At 62.7% G+C, this 20639-nt stretch carries 19 protein-coding genes; 15 read left to right on the top strand and 4 right to left on the bottom strand.

Annotated features, from left to right (window positions below):
• The 3 genes from phaP to Q1W40_RS01110 all read left to right on the top strand — a co-directional run.
• On the top strand, nucleotides 1-462 hold a 462-nt coding region (gene phaP / locus Q1W40_RS01120), incomplete at its 5' end, for a TIGR01841 family phasin (RefSeq protein ID WP_300708008.1).
• A gap of 75 nt (nucleotides 463-537) precedes the next feature.
• Nucleotides 538-1326, top strand: a complete 789-nt coding sequence (locus tag Q1W40_RS01115; RefSeq protein ID WP_300708006.1) for an enoyl-CoA hydratase-related protein — start codon at nucleotides 538-540, stop codon at nucleotides 1324-1326.
• A gap of 7 nt (nucleotides 1327-1333) precedes the next feature.
• Nucleotides 1334-3373, top strand: a complete 2040-nt coding sequence (locus Q1W40_RS01110) for a TonB-dependent receptor plug domain-containing protein (protein ID WP_300708004.1) — start codon at nucleotides 1334-1336, stop codon at nucleotides 3371-3373.
• A 3-nt stretch (nucleotides 3374-3376) separates the two neighbouring features.
• Here Q1W40_RS01110 and Q1W40_RS01105 read toward each other — a convergent pair whose 3' ends face one another.
• The gene (locus tag Q1W40_RS01105) at nucleotides 3377-4225 is read right to left on the bottom strand and encodes a DMT family transporter (RefSeq protein WP_300708002.1); all 849 of its coding nucleotides are present in this window, start codon (nucleotides 4223-4225) and stop codon (nucleotides 3377-3379) included.
• A gap of 165 nt (nucleotides 4226-4390) precedes the next feature.
• Here Q1W40_RS01105 and yajC point away from each other — a divergent pair, with 165 nt between their 5' ends.
• The 3 genes from yajC to secF all read left to right on the top strand — a co-directional run bounded on the left by yajC (nucleotide 4391) and on the right by secF (nucleotide 7634).
• The gene (yajC, locus tag Q1W40_RS01100; protein WP_300708000.1) at nucleotides 4391-4723 is read left to right on the top strand and encodes a preprotein translocase subunit YajC; all 333 of its coding nucleotides are present in this window, start codon (nucleotides 4391-4393) and stop codon (nucleotides 4721-4723) included.
• Between the two features lie 70 nt (nucleotides 4724-4793).
• Nucleotides 4794-6671 carry a protein translocase subunit SecD gene (gene secD / locus Q1W40_RS01095; RefSeq protein ID WP_300707998.1) on the top strand — a complete coding sequence of 626 codons (1878 nt, stop codon included), beginning with the start codon at nucleotides 4794-4796 and terminating at the stop codon, nucleotides 6669-6671.
• Between the two features lie 12 nt (nucleotides 6672-6683).
• Nucleotides 6684-7634: a protein translocase subunit SecF gene (gene secF, locus Q1W40_RS01090; RefSeq protein ID WP_300707996.1), complete on the top strand. Its 951-nt coding sequence runs from the start codon at nucleotides 6684-6686 to the stop codon at nucleotides 7632-7634.
• 51 nt (nucleotides 7635-7685) lie between these two features.
• Here secF and dprA read toward each other — a convergent pair whose 3' ends face one another.
• Together dprA and Q1W40_RS01080 are read right to left on the bottom strand one after the other, a co-directional pair.
• Nucleotides 7686-8834, bottom strand: coding sequence for a DNA-processing protein DprA (gene dprA, locus Q1W40_RS01085; RefSeq protein WP_300707995.1), 1149 nt, complete (start codon nucleotides 8832-8834; stop codon nucleotides 7686-7688).
• Between the two features lie 91 nt (nucleotides 8835-8925).
• Complete coding sequence (locus tag Q1W40_RS01080) at nucleotides 8926-9648, bottom strand: phosphatase PAP2 family protein (RefSeq protein ID WP_300707993.1); 723 nt, start codon at nucleotides 9646-9648, stop codon at nucleotides 8926-8928.
• Nucleotides 9649-9737: 89 nt separating this feature from the next.
• Between Q1W40_RS01080 and Q1W40_RS01075 the strand changes: the two genes are divergently transcribed.
• The 6 genes from Q1W40_RS01075 (at nucleotide 9738) to Q1W40_RS01050 (ending at nucleotide 15288) form a co-directional block, all read left to right on the top strand.
• On the top strand, nucleotides 9738-11390 hold the full coding sequence (locus Q1W40_RS01075; protein ID WP_300707991.1) for a phosphoethanolamine--lipid A transferase: 1653 nt from the start codon (nucleotides 9738-9740) through the stop codon (nucleotides 11388-11390).
• A gap of 64 nt (nucleotides 11391-11454) precedes the next feature.
• On the top strand, nucleotides 11455-11961 hold the full coding sequence (gene def, locus Q1W40_RS01070) for a peptide deformylase (RefSeq protein ID WP_300707989.1): 507 nt from the start codon (nucleotides 11455-11457) through the stop codon (nucleotides 11959-11961).
• A 5-nt stretch (nucleotides 11962-11966) separates the two neighbouring features.
• Nucleotides 11967-12932: a methionyl-tRNA formyltransferase gene (gene fmt, locus Q1W40_RS01065; protein ID WP_300707987.1), complete on the top strand. Its 966-nt coding sequence runs from the start codon at nucleotides 11967-11969 to the stop codon at nucleotides 12930-12932.
• The gene (locus Q1W40_RS01060) at nucleotides 12932-13663 is read left to right on the top strand and encodes an AzlC family ABC transporter permease (protein WP_300707985.1); all 732 of its coding nucleotides are present in this window, start codon (nucleotides 12932-12934) and stop codon (nucleotides 13661-13663) included. Before fmt ends, Q1W40_RS01060 begins: the two co-directional genes overlap by 1 nt.
• Complete coding sequence (locus Q1W40_RS01055; RefSeq protein ID WP_300707983.1) at nucleotides 13660-13995, top strand: AzlD domain-containing protein; 336 nt, start codon at nucleotides 13660-13662, stop codon at nucleotides 13993-13995. Before Q1W40_RS01060 ends, Q1W40_RS01055 begins: the two co-directional genes overlap by 4 nt.
• A 99-nt stretch (nucleotides 13996-14094) precedes the next feature.
• Nucleotides 14095-15288 carry a phosphoglycerate kinase gene (locus tag Q1W40_RS01050; protein ID WP_300707981.1) on the top strand — a complete coding sequence of 398 codons (1194 nt, stop codon included), beginning with the start codon at nucleotides 14095-14097 and terminating at the stop codon, nucleotides 15286-15288.
• Between the two features lie 99 nt (nucleotides 15289-15387).
• On the opposite strand, the gene Q1W40_RS01045 is transcribed toward Q1W40_RS01050, so the two are convergent.
• Nucleotides 15388-16503 (bottom strand): fatty acid desaturase, encoded by a 1116-nt coding sequence (locus tag Q1W40_RS01045; RefSeq protein WP_300707979.1) that lies wholly within the window; start codon nucleotides 16501-16503, stop codon nucleotides 15388-15390.
• A 243-nt stretch (nucleotides 16504-16746) separates the two neighbouring features.
• Here Q1W40_RS01045 and pyk point away from each other — a divergent pair, with 243 nt between their 5' ends.
• The 3 genes from pyk to Q1W40_RS01030 all read left to right on the top strand — a co-directional run bounded on the left by pyk (nucleotide 16747) and on the right by Q1W40_RS01030 (nucleotide 20481).
• Nucleotides 16747-18180: a pyruvate kinase gene (gene pyk, locus Q1W40_RS01040; protein WP_300707977.1), complete on the top strand. Its 1434-nt coding sequence runs from the start codon at nucleotides 16747-16749 to the stop codon at nucleotides 18178-18180.
• A 153-nt stretch (nucleotides 18181-18333) separates the two neighbouring features.
• Nucleotides 18334-19398, top strand: coding sequence for a class II fructose-bisphosphate aldolase (fba, locus tag Q1W40_RS01035; protein ID WP_300707975.1), 1065 nt, complete (start codon nucleotides 18334-18336; stop codon nucleotides 19396-19398).
• Between the two features lie 174 nt (nucleotides 19399-19572).
• On the top strand, nucleotides 19573-20481 hold the full coding sequence (locus tag Q1W40_RS01030; protein ID WP_300707973.1) for a phosphoribosylaminoimidazolesuccinocarboxamide synthase: 909 nt from the start codon (nucleotides 19573-19575) through the stop codon (nucleotides 20479-20481).
• The last annotated feature ends 158 nt before the right edge of the window (nucleotides 20482-20639 follow it).

Genomic DNA, 20639 nt, shown 5'->3' with positions numbered 1-20639 from the left:
CTGGTCGAGCTGAACATGGCCGCTGGCAAAGCCGCTGTGGGTGAGTCTTTCGCCAACGCACAAGCCCTGTTCGCTGCCAAGAACCCCCAAGACATGTTGGCCGCTCAAGCCGCTTTGGTGCAGCCTGCTTTCGAAAAGGCCGTGTCTTATGGCCGTCACCTGACCGACATCGCCAACAGCACCGGCGCCGAGTTCACCAAGGCTGTCGAAGGCAAGTTCGCCGAGACCGAGCAAGCGGTCAAAAGCCTGGTCGAGAACAGCCTGAAGAACGCACCTGCTGGCTCTGACGCCGCTGTGGCCGCCATCAAAACCGCCATCGAAGCCGGTCAAAACGCCACTGAAACCCTGAAAAAAGTGGTCAAGCAAGCCGCTGACACCGCTGAGACCAACCTCAAGACCGCCACCGCCCAAGCAGAAGCTTCGGTCAAAGCCGCTCTGAGCAAAGCCAAAGCCAAGGCTTAAACCCCAAAGCACTCTCGCAGTGCTTTCTACAATCAAGGCGTCTTCGGACGCCTTTTTTGTTTCTGGATGCCCCTCATGCCCGCTGCGTTTGCCCACCCCTCTGCCCCTGTTTTACACATCGAAGGCGGTGTGGCCACGATCACCCTGAACCGCCCAGCCCAGCGCAACCGCCTGGAAAATGCCGACCTCAAGACCTTGCTGGTGCAGTTTGAGCAGATCAACCAGAACGCCGAGGTGCGCGTGCTGGTGCTGACGGCCAACACCGAAGGCCAGCCCAAGCCGGTGTTTTGCGCGGGCTATGACATCAGTGGTTTCAACGAGCCTGGCCATGGCTCGACGTTCTTTGAAGAAATCCCCGACGCATTGGCCAAGCTGCGGCCAGTGACGATTTGCGCCTTGAATGGCAGCGTGTACGGCGGTGCCACCGATGTGGTGCTGGCCTGCGACCTGCGCATTGGCCTGCAAGGCATCGAGTGGCGCATGCCCGCCACCGCGCTGGGCTTGCATTACTACCCCAGCGGTCTGCAGCGCTACGTCAGCCGTTTTGGCGTGGCGGGTGCCAAGCGTGCGTTTTTGACGGCACGGCCTTTCTCGGCCGAGCAGCTCAACGCCATGGGCCTGTTCGAGGCCTTGGTGACGGACGCCGATTGGATTGCGACACTGCAAGTGCTGGTCAGCGACATCTTGGCCCTCGCCCCTTTGGCGGTGCAGGAGACCAAAAAGTCGATCAACGAAATCGCTGCGGGCCAGATGGACACCGATCGCCTGCGCGCACGCGAGCACATGACCAGCGACAGCGTGGACTTTGCCGAAGGCCGTGCGGCCTTTGCCGAGCGCCGCAAGCCGACATTTGTGGGCCGTTGACCGACCCATGGCCCACCCCATTGGCAGGCTTTTGCTGGCCGCCACCGCGTGTGGCGCGTGCCTGTGCGCCAGCGTGCAAGCGCAGACGCTGGACACGGTGGTGATCCGCGCCGAGCTGGAAAACATGGAGGGCCTGGCCCGTTCGGCCAGCGAGGGCATTGTGTCGGGGGAGCGCTTGCGTGCCCTGCCCCTGCTGCGCCCCGGCGAGATCATGGAGATGGTGCCCGGCCTGATGGTTACCCAGCACGCGGGCGATGGCAAAGCCAACCAATATTTCTTGCGCGGCTTCAACCTGGACCACGGCACCGACTTCGCCACTTTTGTCGGCGGCATGCCGGTCAACATGCCCAGCCATGCGCACGGGCAGGGTTACACCGATCTGAATTTTCTGATCCCGGAGCTGGTCCAGAAGGTGCAGTACCGCAAGGGGCCCTACGACGCGCAAGACGGAGATTTCGCCTCGGCGGGCACGGCCCACATCGACTACCTGCGCAAGCTCGACAGCCCTTTGGCGCAAATCACGCTGGGGCAAGGCGGATTTCAGCGCACGCTGCTGGCGGGCTCACCCACGCAGGGCAGCGGCAAGCTCTTGTATGCCTTGGAGGTCTTTCGCAACGATGGCCCTTGGCAAACGCCCGAGGACTACCGCAAGCTCAATGGGGTCTTGCGCTACAGCGAGGGCAGCACCGTCAATGGTTATGCCCTCACCGCCATGGCCTACAAGGGGCAATGGACCTCGACCGATCAGGTGCCGCAACGCGCCATCGACCAAGGCTTGATTTCGCGCTTTGGCAGCTTGGACAGCACGAGCGGTGGCCAAACGCAGCGCTACAGCCTGTCGGGCGAATGGGCATGGTTGCAGGGCGACACGCGGACCCGCGCCAACGCCTGGTGGCTGCAGTCCTCGCTCGATTTGTGGTCCAACTTTCAGTACTGCCTCAATGACCAGGTGACCAGTTGCCCCACCGGCGACCAGTTCATGCAGCGCGAGCAGCGCCAGGCCCTGGGTTTGTCGCTGTCCCAATCGGTGCCCGCGCAATGGGGCGACAAGGCGGTGGAGAACAGTTACGGCCTGCAGGCGCGGCAGGACAACATCGCGCCAATTGGCCTGTACGCCACCCGCGAACGCGTGGTGCAGGGCACCGTGCGGCAAGACCAGGTCTGGCAGCGCAGCACGGCGCTGTGGTTTCAGAACGAAGTGCGTTGGCGGCCTTGGCTCAGAAGCATTGCGGGCCTGCGCGGTGATGCGTACCAGTTCGATGTGCAGTCGAGCTTGCCCGCCCATTCGGGGCAGACCAGCGCTCAGATGGTCTCACCCAAGCTGGGCCTGGTGCTGGGGCCATGGGACAAGACCGAGGTCTACCTCAACCACGGTTATGGCTTCCATTCCAACGATGCGCGGGGCACCACCCAGCCGGTGGACGCGGTCAGCCCTTTGGTGCGCACCCGGGCCTCGGAAGTGGGTGTGCGCTGGACCGTGATGCCCGGCTGGAAATCGACCCTGTCGCTGTGGCAGCTCAAGACCGCGTCGGAGCTGCTGTTTGTGGGCGATGCGGGCACCACCGAGCCCTCGCGGCCATCGCGTCGCACCGGGCTGGAGTGGGGGCACTTTGCGCGGGTGGGTGAGCATGTGGCGCTGGATGCGGACTTGTCGTGGTCGCATGCGCGCTTCACCGATGGTGATGCGGCAGGCCCCTTCGTGCCGGGCGCGGTCACGACCACGGCCAATTTGGGCGTCACGCTGGATGCCTGGGGGCCATGGTCGGCTTCTTTCAGGCTGCGCTACTTTGGGCCGCGCCCTTTGCTGGAAGACAATTCGGTCCAGTCGGCCTCGTCCCTGATCGGCAACTTGCGTGTGGGCTACCGCTTGGATGCGCGCAACCAGCTGAGTCTGGACGTGTTCAATGTGTTCAACACCCAGCGCAATGACATCGACTATTTCTACGAGTCTCGGCTCAAAGGCGAGCTGACCCCGGCGTGGGACCACCATGTACACCCGGTCGAGCCCCGCATGCTGCGCCTGAGCTGGCGCCACCGGTTTGATTGACTTTCATGCGCTGCTGCGCCCGGCTGACCAGGCGCTGCCCATCGAGGCGCAGATGATGAAGCCCATGGCTGCCCATTGGCCGGGGCTCAAGCTTTCACCCAGCACGATCCAGCCTGCGACCGCACCCACGGCAGGCTCCAGACTCAGCAAGATGCTGAAGGTGTGTTGGGGCAAGTGGTTCAGGGCGTACATCTCCAGCGTGTAGGGCACCGCGCTCGACAGCAGGGCCACGGCCAGACCGGCGGCCAGCCATTGCGTGTCCAGCAGGGCGCTGCCCGCTTCGTACAGGCCAAAGGGCGTGACCACCAAGGCCGCAGCCAGCATGCCCATGGGCGTGGCCATGGCGCCATAACGCTTGGCCACGCGCTGGCCGAAGACGATGTACATCGCCCAGCAAGCCCCCGCTGCCAGCGCAAAGCCGATGCCCAGCGGGTCCAGCGCGTCGTGTGCGCCGGGCCAGGGCAAGATCAGGCCCAAGCCCAGCACGGCCAGGGCCACCCAGAGCCAGTCGCTGGCTTTGCGCGAGTGCCACAGCGCCACGGCCAGCGGCCCGGTGAACTCGATGGCGATCGCCAAACCAAAGGGGATGGTCTTGATGGCGCTGTAAAACAGCAGGTTCATCACCCCCAGGGTGACGCCGTACAGGCCCAGCGGCAGGGCGTCTGCCCAAGTCCAGCGGCGCCGCCAGGGGCGCCAAAACGCCATCAACATCAGCGTGGCAAACACCAGCCGGTACAGCGTGGTGCCCCCGGCGCCCACCGCCGGGAACAGGCTTTTGGCAAACGAGGTGCCGATCGACAGCGAAATGAGGGAGCCGAGCAAGGCGCCCACGGGCCAGATGGGGAAGGACAAATTCGGACTTTCGGGGTGGCTGGTGGCTTGGGGTGGACAAAACCCGCCGGGGCCAGGTGCATTCGGGGTCATCATAGCCCCGCATACAATCCCCCGTTGGTCTGCCCAGCTGTCCGCGTGACAGCCGGGCAGAAGACAGACAGCCCGTTTTTGTGGAGTTACCCCATGTTCATTTCTTCCGCTTTTGCCCAAACCGCTCCTGCCGCCGCTGCCGGTGGCGACATGCAGTCCACCCTGATGAGCATGCTGCCCTTGCTGCTGATGTTCGCGGTGCTGTATTTCGTCATGATCCGCCCCCAGATGAAAAAGCAAAAAGAGCACCGCGCCATGATCGACGCACTGGCCAAGGGCGACGAAGTCGTGACCGCTGGCGGTTTGCTGGGCAAGGTCAGCAAAATCGGTGACGGCAACATCGGCGTGGAAATCGCTTCGGGCGTGGAAGTGCAAATGCAGCGCAGCGCTGTCGTGCAAGTGCTGCCCAAAGGCAGCCTGAAGTAATTCAGCCCGTTTTCGGCTTTTTCAGCGGGGCGCATGACGCCCCGGTTTTTCATCCTGTACGCGAGTCCTTATGAACCGTTACCCGGTCTGGAAATACGCGATCATCGTGATCGCATTGTTGCTGGGGGTGGTCTACACCCTGCCCAACTTCTTTGGTGAGGCCCCTGCTGTGCAGGTGTCTTCGGGCAAGGCCACCATCAAGGTGGACACCGGCACGCTGCAAAAAGTCGAAGACGCCCTCAAGGCCGCAGGTGTCAGCCCGCAGAGCGTGGCTCTCGAAGGTGGCTCCATCCGGGCCCGTTTTGACAGCACCGACAACCAGCTCAAGGCCAAGGACGCGGTTCAAAAAGCCCTGATCCCCGATGCGGCCGACCCGCAGTTTGTGGTGGCTTTGAACCTGGTGTCGCGCTCGCCCGAATGGCTCGGTGCCCTGCACGCCGCGCCCATGTACCTGGGCCTGGACTTGCGCGGGGGGGTGCACTTCATGCTGCAGGTGGACATGCAGGCGGCCCTGACGCAGCGCGTGGAATCGCTCACCGGTGACCTGCGCAGCTTGCTGCGCGAAAAAGACATTCGCCACGGCGGCATCAGCCGCAATGGCCAGACGGTGGAAATCCGCTTGCGCGATGCGCAGCAGCTCGAAGCGACCAAGCGTGTCTTGTCGGCCCAGTTCCCTGACTTGCAGACCCAAGACGCGGCCGATGGCGCCGAGTTCCGCCTCACGGTCAGCAACAAGCCGGAAGCGGCCCGCAAGGTGCAAGAGCAGGCTCTGAAGCAAAACATCACCACCTTGCACAACCGGATCAACGAACTGGGCGTGGCCGAGCCCGTGATCCAGCAGCAAGGCCTGGACCGCATCGTGGTGCAGCTGCCCGGCGTGCAGGACACGGCCAAGGCCAAGGACATCCTGGGCCGCACCGCCACGCTGGAAGTGCGCATGGTGGACGAAAGCACCGAAGCGCGTGCGGCCGAGCAAGGCGGCATCGTGCCTTTTGGCGCCGAGCGTTATCTGGAGCGCGAAGGTCGTCCGCTGATCGTGAAAAAGCAGGTGGTGCTCACGGGTGACAACTTGACCGACGCGCAACCTGGTTTTGACAACCAGACGCAAGAACCCGTGGTCAACCTGACGCTGGACGCCAAGGGCGCCCGCATCTTCAAGGACGTGACCCGCGAGAACGTGGGCAAACGCATGGCCATTTTGCTGTTTGAAAAAGGCAAGGGCGAGGTGGTGACCGCGCCGGTGATCCGGTCTGAGATCGGTGGTGGTCGCGTGCAGATTTCGGGCCGCATGACCACGGCCGAAGCCAACGACACCGCGCTGCTGCTGCGTGCAGGCTCTTTGGCCGCGCCGATGGAGATCATCGAAGAGCGTACCATTGGCCCGAGCCTGGGTGCCGAAAACATCGCCAAGGGCTTCAACAGCGTGACCTGGGGTTTCCTGGTGATCGTGGCCTTCATGTGCCTGTATTACGCCATGTTCGGCCTGGTGTCGGGCATTGCGCTGGCGGTGAACCTCTTGTTCCTGGTGGCCATTTTGTCGATGCTGCAAGCGACCTTGACGCTGCCCGGCATGGCTGCGATGGCGCTGGCTCTGGGCATGGCCATTGACTCGAACGTGCTGATCAACGAGCGTGTCCGTGAAGAGCTGCGCAACGGCGCCAGCCCGCAAGCGGCCATCCATGCCGGTTACGACCGCGCCTGGGCCACGATTTTTGACTCCAACATCACCACGCTGATTGCCGGTGTGGCCTTGCTGGCCTTTGGCTCCGGCCCGGTGCGTGGCTTTGCGGTGGTGCACTGCATCGGCATCTTGACCAGCATGTTCTCGGCCGTGTTCTTCTCGCGCGGTCTGGTGAACCTCTGGTACGGCAGCAAGAAAAAACTCAAATCGGTGTCGATCGGTACCGTGTGGCGGCCCGAGGCTGGCACCGCGGTGAAAGCCGACTAAGGGGAAAAGACCATGGAATTGTTCAAAATCAAAAAAGACATCCCGTTCATGAAGAACGCGTTGGTCTTCAACGCGATTTCCTTTGTGACCTTCGCGCTGGCCGTGTTCTTTTTGTTCACCAAGGGCTTGCACTTGTCGGTGGAATTCACGGGCGGCACGCTGATGGAAGTCAGCTACAGCCAGCCCGCTGACCTGAACAAGGTGCGCGCCACGGTGGGCACTTTGGGGTTCAGTGAAGTGCAGGTGCAGAACTTCGGCACGGCCCGTGATGTGATGATCCGTTTGCCTGCGCAAAAAGGCGTGAGCTCGGCGCAGCAGAGCGAAAAAGTGTTGAGCGCTCTGAAAGCCGAAAACGCTGACGTGACTTTGCGTCGCACCGAGTTTGTCGGCCCGCAAGTGGGTGACGAGCTGGCCGAAGACGGCTTGAAGGCGCTGGCCTTTGTGGTGGTCGGCATCATGATCTATTTGGCGATCCGCTTCGAGTGGAAGTTCGCGGTCTCGGCCATCATCGCCAACTTGCACGACGTGATCATCATCTTGGGCTTTTTCGCTTACTTCCAGTGGGAATTTTCACTGGCGGTGTTGGCGGCGGTGCTGGCGGTGTTGGGTTATTCGGTCAACGAGTCGGTCGTGATTTTTGACCGGATTCGCGAGAACTTCCGCCGTTACCGCAAGATGAACACGGTCGAGATCATTGACAACGCGATCACCTCCACCATCAGCCGCACCATCATCACCCACGGCTCGACCCAGATCATGGTCTTGTCCATGCTGCTGTTCGGCGGCGAGACGCTGCACTACTTCGCCATGGCGCTGACCATCGGCATTTGCTTTGGCATTTACTCGTCGGTGTTTGTGGCCGCTGCGATTGCCATGTGGCTGGGCTTGCAGCGCGAAGACTTGATCAAGCCGATCAAGAAAGACAACGACCCGAGCGACGAAAACTCGGGCGCGGTGGTCTGAGGCTTCCACATCCAAGCAAGGGCACCTTCGGGTGCTCTTTGTTTTTGGGGCCTAGCCCACGCCAATGCGCTGAAACAGCCCGCCGGGCAAGCGGCCGACTTGCCCCATCAACTCCAGCTCCAGCAGTTGCGCCTGCAGCTGGGCCGTGGGCCAGCCGCAGCGCGCTTGCAAGGCGTCCAGCCCCACCGGGTCATGGCCCAGCAGGCTGAGCAGTTCATCTTCGGTTTCCGTGTGTGCTGTCGCTGCATCCAAGGCCAGCGGCACGTGTGCAAACGGATCGGGCATGCGCAGCTCTTCGAGCACGTCTTGCGCCGACTCCACCAGTTTGGCGCCTTGCTTGATCAAGGCATGGCAGCCCTTGGCCTGCGCCGAATGGATGGAGCCCGGAATGGCCAGTACATCGCGGCCTTGCTCCAGCGCTTGCTTGGCGGTGATGAGCGAGCCCGATTGCAGGGCCGCTTCCACCACCAAGGTGGCTTGCGACAGCCCCGCGATCAGGCGGTTGCGTTTGGGGAAGTTGGCATTCAGCGGCGGCGTGCCCAGGGGGTATTCACTGAGGATCAGGCCGCGCTGCGCAATGCGGTGGGCCAGTTCGCGGTGCTGGCGCGGATAGACCCTGTCCAGGCCAGTGCCGACCACGGCGATGGTGGCCAACGCTTGAGGTCCGGCCCCCAGCATGGCGCCGTCGTGCGCCGCCCCATCGACGCCCAGCGCCATGCCTGAGACGATGGTCAGGCCGCTGCTTGCCAGGCTACGGGCAAATTCACGCGCATTGGCCTGGCCCTGAGGGGTGGGGTTGCGGCTGCCGACCATGGCCAGGCATTGTTCTGCGTTCAGGCTTGGCAGTGCGGCGGTTTGGCCCAGGGCATACAGCATCAAGGGGGGATCGGGAATGAGCAAGAGCGGGGCGGGGTAGTCGGTATCGCTGAGCGTGAGCACGGCACATGACACATTGACGTTGTCATGGCTTTGGAGCCAAGCCCAAGTGTCTTGTGTCAACTCGGCCCAGCCCTCGGGTGGGCTCATCAGGTGCCGCGCTTGCGTGGCCGAGACCACTTGGCGCAAGGTGGATTCGCTTTGCGCAAAGATCTGCGCGGGCTCGCCGAAAGCAGCGAGCAGCTTGCGTGCGCTTTCGTTGCCCACGCCGCGCGTGAGCGACAGCCGCAGCCACGAGCCCAATTCTTCGGGTGTGTTCACCATCCATGTCTCCCTGTGCAGCCTGGTCGGCTGTCTGTGGGGTCATTGTGGTGGCCGCATTGGGCGGGCGTCAAGCGGCCCTTGGGCGGCTGTTTCAGGGTTGGGCGAGCGCTTGTCGGCGGCGCGAGAACGTGTCAAAGACCCAGTGGTTCAGCACCGACACCGCCCAGCAAATCAGTCCGGTCCAAAAGGTGTGGCTGGGGTAATGCGCGCCGCGCACGGTTTGGGTCATGCCCAAAATGAAGCCCAGCACCAGCACGCCGATCAACAGCGCGCGGCCGCGGCGTCGGTCAGCCACGGTGGCGTTCGTCAGCCAAGGCAGGCACAGTGCCAAAAAGGCCAGGGCCGACGAGGCGTGGCCGCCAGGGAAACAATGACCTGCGCCGCCATCGGCCACCCCCCAGCGCCAATGCGAGACATAAACGGCAGGCCCGCCAAAGTCCTGCAGGTCCCAGGGGCAGCTGGTCAGGCTGATGCGTTTGAGGCTGCTGATGCACAGCAGGCACCACAAAACGCCCATGACAATTTCGATGCGCTGCAGCCGGCTCAAATGGCGAAACCAGCCGCGCGGCCACCAGACCATGAGCACCAGGCCCAGCAGGACCACCCCGGCGAGTTGGCGTGCTTTGGTGTGGAGCACGGCTTCGAGCCACCAGTTGTCCTTCCAGCTGAAGCCTTGGGCATCGCCCATCGCCTGCATGACCGGATAGTCCAGGCCCGAGAAATCCCAGGCCATCACGCACAGCAAGGCCAGCAGGCTGTAGAGCGTCAGGTCGCGCAAGGGGGTGTGTTCACGCGCAGCGGTAGAGGGATTCATGGCCATGGGGTCAGGGATAGGCGAAAGCTGAGGCCGGATTAGACCATGGGCGACTAAAATCAGCCCGCTATCACCCACCAAAGTACCGCATGAAAAGCCTCTCTCAAAAACAGCCTTGGCACCCCACCGCTTTGTTGATGGTGTTGGCCGTCTGGCTGACCACAGCGGGCAATTTGCCTTTGTGGCTGAAGGTGTGGCAGTTGCCCGAAACCCAGGGCTTCAAGGCGCTGACCACGGTGGGCAGCTTGATGTTGATTTTGCTGAGCATGGTCAGCTGGCTGTTGTTGTTTTTGGTTTGGCCCAAGTGGCTCAAGCCGGCGGGCCTGGTGTTCATGGCGGTGGTGACTTCGAGCAGCTATTTCATGCTGACCTACAACGTGGTGATTGACCCCAGCATGATCGCCAACGTGGTGCATACCGACGTGCGCGAGGTGCGCGATTTGTTGTCCTGGCGCATGCTGGCCGCTTTGCTTTTGGGCGTGGTCTTGCCGGGCATTTGGTGGTGGCGCCAGCCCGTGCGGCAGGTCAAGGCCAAGCCTTTGTTGTTGCGCCAGTTGGGGCTGTTTGTGCTGGCTTGGCTCATGATGTTTGTTTTTGTGTGGGCATCGTTCCAAGACCTGGCCTCGCTGATGCGCAACCACACCACCTTGCGTTACATGGCCAACCCTTTCAACAGCCTGTACGCGGTGGTGCGTTTGTCGGTGGGCCAGGCGTCGCAAGCGGCCAAGCCGCTGCTGCCGATCGGTGAAGACGCCAAGCTCCTGTCAGCGCCCGCTTCAGAGAAAGAAGCCCCCTTGATCGTGCTGGTGGTGGGTGAGACCGTGCGCGCCGCCAATTTCGGTTTGTCCGGGTATGCACGCCAGACCACGCCGCAGTTGAACCAGCTCAAGGCGCAGGGCGATCTGGTGTATTTCTCGGACGTCAGCTCTTGCGGCACCAGCACCCAAACTTCGCTGCCCTGCATGTTTTCGCACTTGGGCAAGACCGCGTATGAAAACAGCGACCAGCCTTACGAGGGTTTGCTCGATGTCTTGCAGCGGGCTGGCCTGGCGGTGTTGTGGATCGACAACCAGTCCGGTTGCAAGGGGGTCTGCAGCCGCATTGCCCGGTTCGAGACGCAGGCCCTGAAGGTGCCCGAGCTGTGCCAGGACGGCGAATGCTTTGATGAAGTCATGTTGCAAGAACTGCCCAAGCAGCTGGCCTTGCTCGACCCGGTCAAGCGCGCCAAGGGCACGGTGGTGGTCTTGCACCAGATGGGCAGCCATGGCCCGGCTTATTACAAGCGCTCGCCCGAAGCCATCAAGCAGTTCAAGCCCGAATGCAAGAGCAGTGCGCTGCAAAACTGCCCGGTCGATCAGATCGTCAATGGCTACGACAACTCGGTGCTGTATGCCGACCATTTCGTTTCGCAAACGGTCAAATGGCTGCAGGCCCAGCCCCGCCCTACGGCCTTGATGTATGTGTCGGACCATGGCGAGTCGCTGGGCGAGAAGGGCCTGTACCTGCACGGCATGCCTTACCGCATGGCCCCGCGCGAGCAGACCCATGTGCCCATGCTGGCCTGGGTGTCCAAACCCATGCAGCAGCAGCGCGGCTGGCGCATGGCCTGTTTGCAGGCCCAGGCGGACAAGCCGTGGTCGCACGACAACCTGTTTCACTCGATGCTGGACCTGAGCCAGGTGGGCACCAACCTGGCCAAACCCGAGCTGAACATCTTCGCCGCCTGCGCGGCTGCCCGTTGAGCGGCAAGCCCATCCGAAATTAGGGACAATAGGGGATTGGTTTACCCCTTGCCCTATTTGACCCATGGCCCTGCTCCCCATCCTTTGCTATCCCGACCCACGCCTGCACAAGGTGGCCCAGCCTGTGGCTGCGGTGGACGACCGTCTGCGCACCCTGATCGATGACATGCTGGAAACCATGTACGACGCCAATGGCATCGGTCTGGCCGCCACGCAAATCGATGTGCACCAGCGCCTGGTGGTGATCGACACCTCGGAAGAGCGTAACCAGCCTCTGGTGCTGATCAACCCCGAGATCACCTGGATGAGCGACGAGCGCGTCAAGGGCGACGAAGGCTGCCTGTCGGTGCCTGGCATTTACGACGGCGTGGAACGCGCCACCGCCGTCAAGGTCACCGCCCTGGACCGCGATGGCCAAACGCAAAACATCGAAGCCGAGGGCCTCTTGGCCATCTGCATCCAGCACGAGCTGGACCACCTCAAGGGCAAGGTGTTTGTGGAATACCTCTCGCCCCTCAAGCAAGGCCGCATCAAGACCAAGATGGTCAAAGCCCAAAAAGCCGAGCGCTGATCGGTATGCGTCTGATTTTTGCGGGCACGCCCGAATTTGCCCAGGTGGCCATGGCCGCCTTGCACGCGGCAGGCCATGAGATCCTTCTGGTGCTGACCCAGCCCGACCGCCCGGCCGGGCGCGGCATGAAGCTGCAGCCCTCGCCCGTCAAGCAATGGGCCCTTCAGCAGAACGTGCCCGTGGCCCAGCCTCGCAGCCTGCGCTTGGACGGCAAATACCCCGAAGACGCGGCTGCCGCCCGTGAGGCCCTGCTGGACGCGCAAGCCGACGCCATGATCGTGGCCGCTTATGGCTTGATCCTGCCGCAGTGGACGCTGGACCTGCCGCCGCGCGGTTGCCTGAACATCCATGCCTCGCTCTTGCCCCGTTGGCGTGGCGCGGCCCCCATCCACCGCGCGATCGAAGCGGGCGACGCCCAAACCGGCATCACCATCATGCAGATGGACGCGGGCCTGGACACCGGCGACATGCTGCTGGTGCGCACTGAAGCCATCTTGCCCACCGACACCACCGCCGTGCTGCACGACCGCCTGGCGGCTTTGGGCGGTGAGGCCATCGTCCAGGCGCTGGCAGGCATCGACCACCTCAAGCGCGTGCCGCAACCGGCCGAGGGTGTGAACTACGCGCACAAGATCGAGAAAGCCGAAGCCGCACTTGATTGGGCCTTGCCCGCAGAAGTGCTGGCCCGCCGCATCCGGGCGTTCGACCCTTTCCCCGGCATGACCGTGCCTTTGACCACCGCCAACGGCAGCGAAACCCTCAAGCTTTGGCAAGCGCTGGCTGAGCCGCTGGCGCAGGCTGCCGAGCCCGGCACCGTGGTGCAGGCCGATGCCAGCGGCGTGCGCGTGGCTTGCGGCGAGGGCCAGCTGTGCCTCACGCAATTGCAGCGCCCCGGTGGCAAGCGCCTGAGCGCGGCCGACTTCCTGCACGGCTGCCCGCTGCAAGTGGGTCAGCGTCTGGTGGCGGCCTGATGTTTTTCCTCTCGCGCCTGAACCGGCATCCGGCTTTTGTGCAGGGCATGCGCGAGGTCTCGCCGCAGTCGCCCGGCATTGCCGCCTGGGGGCTGATGACGGGCGTGGCCATGGTCAAGTCGGGCATGAGCGTGTTCGAGGCCAGTGCCATGACGCTGCTGGTGTTTGCCGGCAGCTCGCAGCTGGCGGCCATTCCACTCATCGTGGCGGGTGCGCCGGCCTGGGTGATTTTGGCCACCGGCTTTTGCGTGAACCTGCGTTTTGTGGTGTTCAGCCTGCACCTGCGCTCGTTCTTGATCCATTTGCCGCGCTGGCAGCGCATGCTGCACGGTTACCTCACGGCCGACATCAGCTATGTGCTGTTTGCCCGCAAATACGCCCATCCGGCCGACACCGCCGCAGGGCGGCTTGAGCAAGAGGCGTATCTGGCGGGCAATGACTTCCTCAACTGGCTGTCCTGGATCATGGCGAGTTTTGCCGGTGTGGCCTTGGCTAACCTGATCCCGACGACTTGGGGTCTGGGCTTTGCAGGCATCTTGTGTTTGTTGGGCATCCAGTGCTCGCTGGCCAGCTCGCGCATGCGCATGCTGTCGGCGGTCGTGGCCGGGGCGGCGGCGGTGGTGGCCTACAGCCTGCCGCTCAAGCTCAACATCGTGGTGGCGATCGCCGTGGCGGTGATTTTGTGCCTGACGGTCGAGAAAGTCCGGCCCGTGCGAGGAGTCAAAGCATGAACGGCACCGATCTGTGGACCCTGGCGGTCATCGTGGGGCTGGCGCTGGTGACGGTACTCACGCGCAGTTTCTTTTTCATCTCCAACAAAAGCTGGCAGTTGCCGCATTGGGCGCAGCGCGGCCTGCAATACGCGCCGATTGCGGCCTTGTCGGCGGTGGTGGTGCCCGAAATCATCACCGTTCAGGGCACGCTCATCAGCACCTGGCAAGACGCTCGCCTGTTTGCCGCGGCCATGGGCGCTGGCGTGTATTTTTGGCGGCGCGATGTGCTGCTGACCATTGTGGCGGGCATGGTCGTGTACCTGCCCTTGCATCTGGGGCTGGGCTGGTAAGCCGGATTTGTTCCGGTTTCGTTTTGCCGTTTTGTCAGCCCGCGTCAGATGCGGCTTTTAAAATGAGAACAGTTTTCTCGATACAGGACCTGCCCCACCATGAACGTCATCCGCTTTTCTGATCTGTGCGCCAACGGCCAAGCCGCAGGCCAACGTGTTTTCATCCGCGCCGACCTGAACGTGCCCCAAGCCGATGACGGCAGCATCACCGAAGACACCCGCGTGCGCGCCAGTGTGCCCTGCATCCAGATGGCCCTGGCCGCCGGTGCCGCTGTCATGGTGACCAGCCACCTGGGCCGTCCCACCGAAGGCGAATTCAAGGCCGAAGATTCGCTGGCCCCGGTGGCCAAGCGCCTGGGCGAACTGCTGGGCCGTGAAGTGCCGCTGGTCGCCAATTGGGTGGACGGCGTGACCGTGGCCCCCGGTCAGGTGGTCTTGCTGGAGAACTGCCGCGTCAACAAGGGCGAGAAAAAGAACAACGAAGAACTGGCCCGCAAGATGGCCCAGCTGTGCGACATCTACGTGAACGACGCCTTTGGCACCGCCCACCGCGCCGAGGGCACGACGTATGGCATCGCCCAGTTCGCGCCCATCGCCTGCGCTGGCCCCTTGCTGGCCGCCGAGATCGACGCGATCAGCAAGGCCTTGGCCGCGCCGAAGCGCCCATTGGCGGCCATCGTGGCGGGCTCCAAGGTGTCCACCAAGCTGACCATCTTGAAGAGCCTGGCCCAGAACGTGGACCAGCTGATCGTGGGCGGCGGCATTGCCAACACCTTCATGCTGGCCGCAGGCCTGAAGATCGGCAAGAGCCTGGCCGAAGCCGATCTGGTGGACGAGGCCAAGGCCGTGATCGAGGCCATGAAAGCCCGTGGCGCCGAGGTGCCGATCCCGACCGATGTGGTGACCGCCAAGACCTTTGCGGCTGACGCCGTGGCCACCGTGAAAAAAGCCACCGAAGTGGCCGACGACGACATGATTTTGGACATCGGCCCAGAGACGGCTGCCAAATTGGCCGCCCAGCTCAAGGCCGCTGGCACCATCGTCTGGAACGGCCCGGTCGGTGTGTTCGAGTTTGATGCCTTCGCCAATGGCACGAAAGTCATTGCCCAGGCGATCGCCGAGTCCAGCGCCTTCAGCATCGCAGGCGGTGGCGACACCCTGGCGGCCATTGCCAAATACGGCATCGAAAAACAGGTCGGCTACATCTCGACCGGCGGCGGCGCTTTCCTCGAAATCCTGGAAGGCAAGACCTTGCCCGCATTCGAGATCCTGATGAAGCGCGCAGCCGGTTGATGAAGCGCCGGTGGCTTCAGCCCCGGCATGGATGCCTCATTGGCCAACAAAAAACCCCGCAATGCGGGGTTTTTTTATTGTTAGGGCCAAAGGGCCTGATCAGGCTTGAGGGGCGGGTGGCAGGTTGCCGCGAACGGGGCTGGTCATGTTGCCCTTGAAGTCGGTCCAGCACTCGCGGGTGAAGTCGTACATCTTGCAGTTCTTGGCGGTCTCGAAGTACCACTTCCACGAGAAGGGCTGCACGATGATGCGGCCAGGCAGCATCTCTTCGAGCTTGGCCTGGGCTTTCTTCAGGCGGTACAGGGGCACGCTCATGTCCACGTGGTGGGCGGTGTGCTCCATGATGTGGTGCATCAGCGCGCCAATGTTGAACGGGAAGGTCAGGTGCACAGTGGTCGAGACGAAGGGCGCGGCCTTGGTCCAGGCGGCCTTGTTGTCGTGCCAAGACACCTTGACGTGGGTGTGGTGCACATAGACCACAAAGCCGATCATGCTGTTCCAGAAGAAAAACGGCACGGCAAAGCCCAGCAGCAGAGACAGCCCGACCGACTGGCCTGTGCCGATGGCTGCGCCGGCGATCACGGCCATCCAGATGACGGCGAAGACGCTCACCAGCATGCTGTCTTTGAAGAAGATCGGGCGGCGTGTGGGCATGTGGGTCTTGTTGGGGAAGAACTCGCGCTTCCACCAGATCTCGATCATGTAGTACAGACCAGGTGCCCAGCCGCTGCGGTAAGCGCGCTCCAACAGTTTTTGCAGGGGGTTCAGTGCCTCAAATTCGGCAGCCGTCAGGGGCGTCCAGACGAAGTCCACGCCCTTGAGGTTGGTGTAGCCGTGGTGCACCACGTTGTGGCCGGTGTCCCACAGGCTGTAGGGGGTCAGCGAGGGCAAAAACGCGATGCGGCCCAGCACCTTGTTGAGTTCGCGGTGGGGCGTCAGGCTCTGGTGGCAGGCATCGTGGCCAATGATGAACAGGCGACCGATCACGAATCCGGCGGCCAGCCCGCACAGCAGTTTGGCCCAGACGGCATCAAAGGCGATGGTGCCTGCGATCAAGGCGAAGAACAGGGCGTAGTCCACGATCAGCAGCACAAAAGCCAGAAATGTGGTGCGCTCGGACAGGGGAATGAGCCACTCGCGGATGATTTTGCGGTGCGGCAGGGGTTGATCCAATGGGATCGGTTCGTTGGAATGCGGTGTGTTGCTTGCGGTCATGACGCTCGATCGTGGTATTTCGCTACCCCCGAGTTTAGTCGCTGGGGCTTTTCCGGTGCCTGACAAGGATCAAAGCCAGCGCAGCAAAAAGAGGTTGAAGGTGTTCATTCGGACCTGCTTGGGGCATTTCGACGGTGCTTTTCAGTGGGCAGGCGGGTGCGGAACTCGCCGAGCATCCGAAAGAACCGGGGATGTAACCGATTCCATGTGAAAATTGAAACCAAGTTACAAGGAGACCCCTGCATGTCGCGTCGCGCCACCAAAATCGTTGCCACCTTAGGCCCTGCTTCCAGTGATCCCGCTTTGCTTGAAGCCATGATCCGCGCGGGGGTGAATGTGGTGCGACTGAACTTCAGCCACGGCAAGGCCCAGGACCACGTGGACCGCGCCCGCCTGGTGCGCGAAGCTTCGCAACGCGCGGGCCGCGAAGTGGCCATCATGGCCGACCTGCAAGGCCCCAAGATCCGCGTGGGCAAATTCGCCGAGGGCAAAGTCATGCTCGAGCCCGGCGCCGCCTTTGTGCTGGACGCCTCGCGCACCGAGCCGGGCGACATCCAGGGCGTGGGCCTGGATTACAAGGAACTGCCCCGCGATGTGAAAGCGGGCGATGTGCTCTTGCTCAACGATGGCCTGATCGTGCTGAACGTGGTGGCCGTCAAAGGCGAGCAGGTCCACACCACTGTCAAACTCGGCGGCGAGTTGTCCAACAACAAGGGCATCAACAAGCAAGGCGGCGGCCTGACCGCACCCGCCCTGACCGCCAAGGACATGGACGACATCAAGACCGCCATGAGCCTGCAGGCCGACTATGTGGCCGTGAGCTTTCCGAAAAACGCCACCGACATGGAAATGGCCCGCCAGCTGTGCAATGTGGCCGGTGCCGAATACGGCCACAAGCCTGGTCTGATCGCCAAGATCGAGCGCGCCGAAGCCATCCCTCACCTGGAAGCCATTTTGCTGGCCAGCGACGGCATCATGGTCGCCCGGGGTGACTTGGCCGTGGAAGTGGGCAACGCCGCTGTGCCCGCCTTGCAAAAACGCATGATCAAGTTGGCCAAGGTGCACGACAAGGTCGTCATCACCGCCACCCAGATGATGGAAAGCATGATCACCAACCCCGTGCCCACCCGTGCCGAGGTGTCGGACGTGGCCAACGCCGTGCTGGATGGCACCGATGCCGTGATGCTGAGCGCCGAAACCGCTGCCGGCAAATACCCGCTGGAAACCGTGGAAGAAATGGCCAAGATCTGCCTGGCCGCCGAAGGCGCTGAAGACGTGGAGATCGACGCCGACTTCAAGGGCCAGACCTTCAGCCGCATCGACCAGTCGATCGCCATGGGCGCGCTGTTCACCGCCAGCCACTTGGGCGCCAAAGCCATTGTGGCCCTGACCGAGTCGGGCTCTACCGCTTTGTGGATGAGCCGCCGCCGCGTGCACATCCCGATCTATGCGGTCACCACCAAGCTGTCCTCGCAGCGCAAGATGGCTTTGTTCCGCAACGTGCGCCCCTTGTTGATGGACACCAGCGCCGACCGCGATACGGCCTTGATGCAAACCGAGGGCTACCTCAAAAAGCGCAACATCGTGAGCACCGGCGATGTGTATGCCATCACCTGTGGCGAGCCCATGGGCTCGCCCGGCGGCACCAACATGCTCAAGATCTGCCGGGTGGGTTGAGCCCGATCCAGCTGCGGCCCACACAGGCCGCAGCCAGGCAGTCCGGGGTATTCAGTCCGCTGTCAGACCAGAACCTATAAAATTCAGCCCAGTTACAAGCCGGGTACACGCCCGGCTTTGCCCGATTTTTAAACTCTCTGGGAAATCACCACCATGGCACTCGTTTCAATGCGCGAGCTGCTGGACCATGCGGCCGTCAACGGCTACGGCATTCCAGCTTTCAACGTCAACAACCTGGAGCAGGTCCAGGCCGTCATGATGGCCGCCGACGAAGTCGGTGCGCCGGTCATCCTGCAAGCGAGCGCCGGTGCCCGCAAATACGCCGGTGAGCCGTTCATCAAGCACCTGATTCAGGCCGCCACCGAGATGTGGCCCCACATCCCGCTGGTCATGCACCAGGACCACGGCCAAAGCCCGGCGGTTTGCCAAGGCGCGATCAACCTGGGTTTTTCGTCCGTGATGATGGACGGCTCTTTGCTCGAAGACGGCAAGACCCCGGCCGACTTTGCCTACAACGTGGATGTGACCCGCCGCGTGGTGGACATGGCCCACCAGGTGGGTGTGTCGGTCGAGGGCGAATTGGGCTGTCTGGGCAACCTGGAAACCGGCGAAGCCGGTGAAGAAGATGGCATTGGCGCGGTGGGCAAGCTGGACCACAGCCAGATGCTGACCGACCCCGAAGAAGCCGCCCAGTTCGTCAAAGCCACGGGCCTGGACGCTTTGGCCATTGCGATTGGCACCAGCCACGGCGCCTACAAGTTCAGCCGCAAGCCCACGGGCGACATCCTGGCGATCAGCCGCGTCAAGGAAATCCACCAGCGCATTCCCAACACCCACCTGGTGATGCACGGCTCGTCCAGCGTGCCGCAAGAGCTGTTGGCCCTGATCAACCAGTACGGCGGCAAGATGAAGGAAACCTACGGCGTGCCCGTCGAGGAAATCCAGGAAGCCATCAAGCACGGCGTGCGCAAGATCAACATCGACACCGACATCCGCCTGGCCATGACGGCCGCTTGCCGCAAGTTTTTGTTTGAAAACCCCGACAAGTTTGACGCCCGCGAATGGCTCAAGCCCGCCCGCGAAGCGGCCAAGCAGCTGTGCAAGCAGCGCTACCTGGAGTTCGGCTGCGAAGGCCAGGCCCCCAAGATCAAGGGCGAAACCCTGCAAGTGGTCGCTGCCCGTTATGCCAAGGGCGAACTGGCGCAAGTGGTCAACTGAGATCTGGATGGCCACGCTGCGCTTGCCATGACGCTGGCCGTCACTGCGAGGAGCTTGCGACGCGGCAGTCCAGCTGCGGCTCTGGCCCCGGGACCCTGCGATAATTGACCCGAATGGCCCGTTGACTGTTCAACGGGCCTTTTTCTTTTTTGCTGTTGCTTTGACTGTATTGCCATGACCTCTGCGCTCCACACCTCGGCCCTGACTTCCCTGCCTTTGCTTGCGCGTGGCAAGGTGCGTGACAACTACGCCGTGGGCGACGACCGCATCCTGATGGTGGCCTCGGACCGCATCAGCGCCTTTGACGTCATCATGGGTGAGCCCATCCCCGGCAAAGGCGAGTTGCTCACGCAAATGGCGCTGTTCTGGTTCGACAAGCTCGGCCCCAAAGGCCTGAACATTTGCCCGATCCACCTGACGGGCGATGCGCCCGAGAGCGTGGTCCCCGCAGCCGAAGTGCCTCAAGTCAAGGGCCGCTCCATGCTGGTCAAGCGTTTGAAGCCCATCCCGGTCGAGGCGGTGGTGCGAGGCTACCTGGCGGGCAGCGGCTGGAAGGAATACCAGGAGTCCCGCGCCGTCTGCGGCGTGCCCTTGCCCGAAGGCCTGAAAAACGCCAGCAAGCTGCCCGAACCCATCTACACCCCGGCAGCCAAAGCCGCCGTGGGTGAGCACGACGAAAACATCACCTTTGAGCAAACCGTGGCCATGATCGGTGCCGATCTGGCGGGCCGTATCCGCGACATCAGCATCGCGCTGTACAAGGCAGCCCGTGACATCGCGGCCACCAAAGGCATCATCATTGCCGACACCAAGTTCGAGTTTGGCCTGGACACCGATGGCACCCTGGTGCTGATGGACGAGGTGCTGACACCCGATTCGTCGCGCTACTGGCCTGCCGACAGCTATGTGGAAGGCGCCAACCCGCCCAGCTACGACAAGCAGTTCTTGCGCGACTGGCTGGAGACCGCCCAGGTCAACGGGCAGCTCTGGGACAAAACGGCGCCTGCGCCGCGCTTGCCCCGCGAGGTGATCGAGAAAACGGCCGCCAAATACCAGGAAGCCTTGCAGCGCCTGATGGCTTGACCGTGCGGTCCTTGGTCGTTTAAATGGGCATGCCCGTGGCCGACACGGGCTGTTGGGCAACCAGAAAGAGAAACGCGATGAGTTTTTTTCGACCCGCCTCCGCACTGATGGTTCAGTACGCCCATTACCACCGCGACCGCCGCAACATCGCCACCCAT

This window comes from Limnohabitans sp., assembly GCF_030158565.1.
In the GTDB taxonomy this organism is placed as follows: Bacteria; Pseudomonadota; Gammaproteobacteria; order Burkholderiales; family Burkholderiaceae_C; genus Limnohabitans_A.
Note: the sequence above shows the minus strand (reverse complement) of the source record. Positions and strands in the feature narration are given on the sequence as shown.

Coding starts and splice junctions, on each gene's coding strand:
- Q1W40_RS01115 (WP_300708006.1), top strand. CDS start 538: ATGCCCGCTGCGTTTGCCCACCCCTCTGCCCCTGTTTTACACATCGAA.
- Q1W40_RS01110 (WP_300708004.1), top strand. CDS start 1,334: ATGGCCCACCCCATTGGCAGGCTTTTGCTGGCCGCCACCGCGTGTGGC.
- yajC (WP_300708000.1), top strand. CDS start 4,391: ATGTTCATTTCTTCCGCTTTTGCCCAAACCGCTCCTGCCGCCGCTGCC.
- secD (WP_300707998.1), top strand. CDS start 4,794: ATGAACCGTTACCCGGTCTGGAAATACGCGATCATCGTGATCGCATTG.
- secF (WP_300707996.1), top strand. CDS start 6,684: ATGGAATTGTTCAAAATCAAAAAAGACATCCCGTTCATGAAGAACGCG.
- dprA (WP_300707995.1), bottom strand. CDS start 8,834: ATGGTGAACACACCCGAAGAATTGGGCTCGTGGCTGCGGCTGTCGCTC.
- Q1W40_RS01080 (WP_300707993.1), bottom strand. CDS start 9,648: ATGAATCCCTCTACCGCTGCGCGTGAACACACCCCCTTGCGCGACCTG.
- Q1W40_RS01075 (WP_300707991.1), top strand. CDS start 9,738: ATGAAAAGCCTCTCTCAAAAACAGCCTTGGCACCCCACCGCTTTGTTG.
- def (WP_300707989.1), top strand. CDS start 11,455: ATGGCCCTGCTCCCCATCCTTTGCTATCCCGACCCACGCCTGCACAAG.
- fmt (WP_300707987.1), top strand. CDS start 11,967: ATGCGTCTGATTTTTGCGGGCACGCCCGAATTTGCCCAGGTGGCCATG.
- Q1W40_RS01060 (WP_300707985.1), top strand. CDS start 12,932: ATGTTTTTCCTCTCGCGCCTGAACCGGCATCCGGCTTTTGTGCAGGGC.
- Q1W40_RS01055 (WP_300707983.1), top strand. CDS start 13,660: ATGAACGGCACCGATCTGTGGACCCTGGCGGTCATCGTGGGGCTGGCG.
- Q1W40_RS01050 (WP_300707981.1), top strand. CDS start 14,095: ATGAACGTCATCCGCTTTTCTGATCTGTGCGCCAACGGCCAAGCCGCA.
- Q1W40_RS01045 (WP_300707979.1), bottom strand. CDS start 16,503: ATGACCGCAAGCAACACACCGCATTCCAACGAACCGATCCCATTGGAT.
- pyk (WP_300707977.1), top strand. CDS start 16,747: ATGTCGCGTCGCGCCACCAAAATCGTTGCCACCTTAGGCCCTGCTTCC.
- fba (WP_300707975.1), top strand. CDS start 18,334: ATGGCACTCGTTTCAATGCGCGAGCTGCTGGACCATGCGGCCGTCAAC.
- Q1W40_RS01030 (WP_300707973.1), top strand. CDS start 19,573: ATGACCTCTGCGCTCCACACCTCGGCCCTGACTTCCCTGCCTTTGCTT.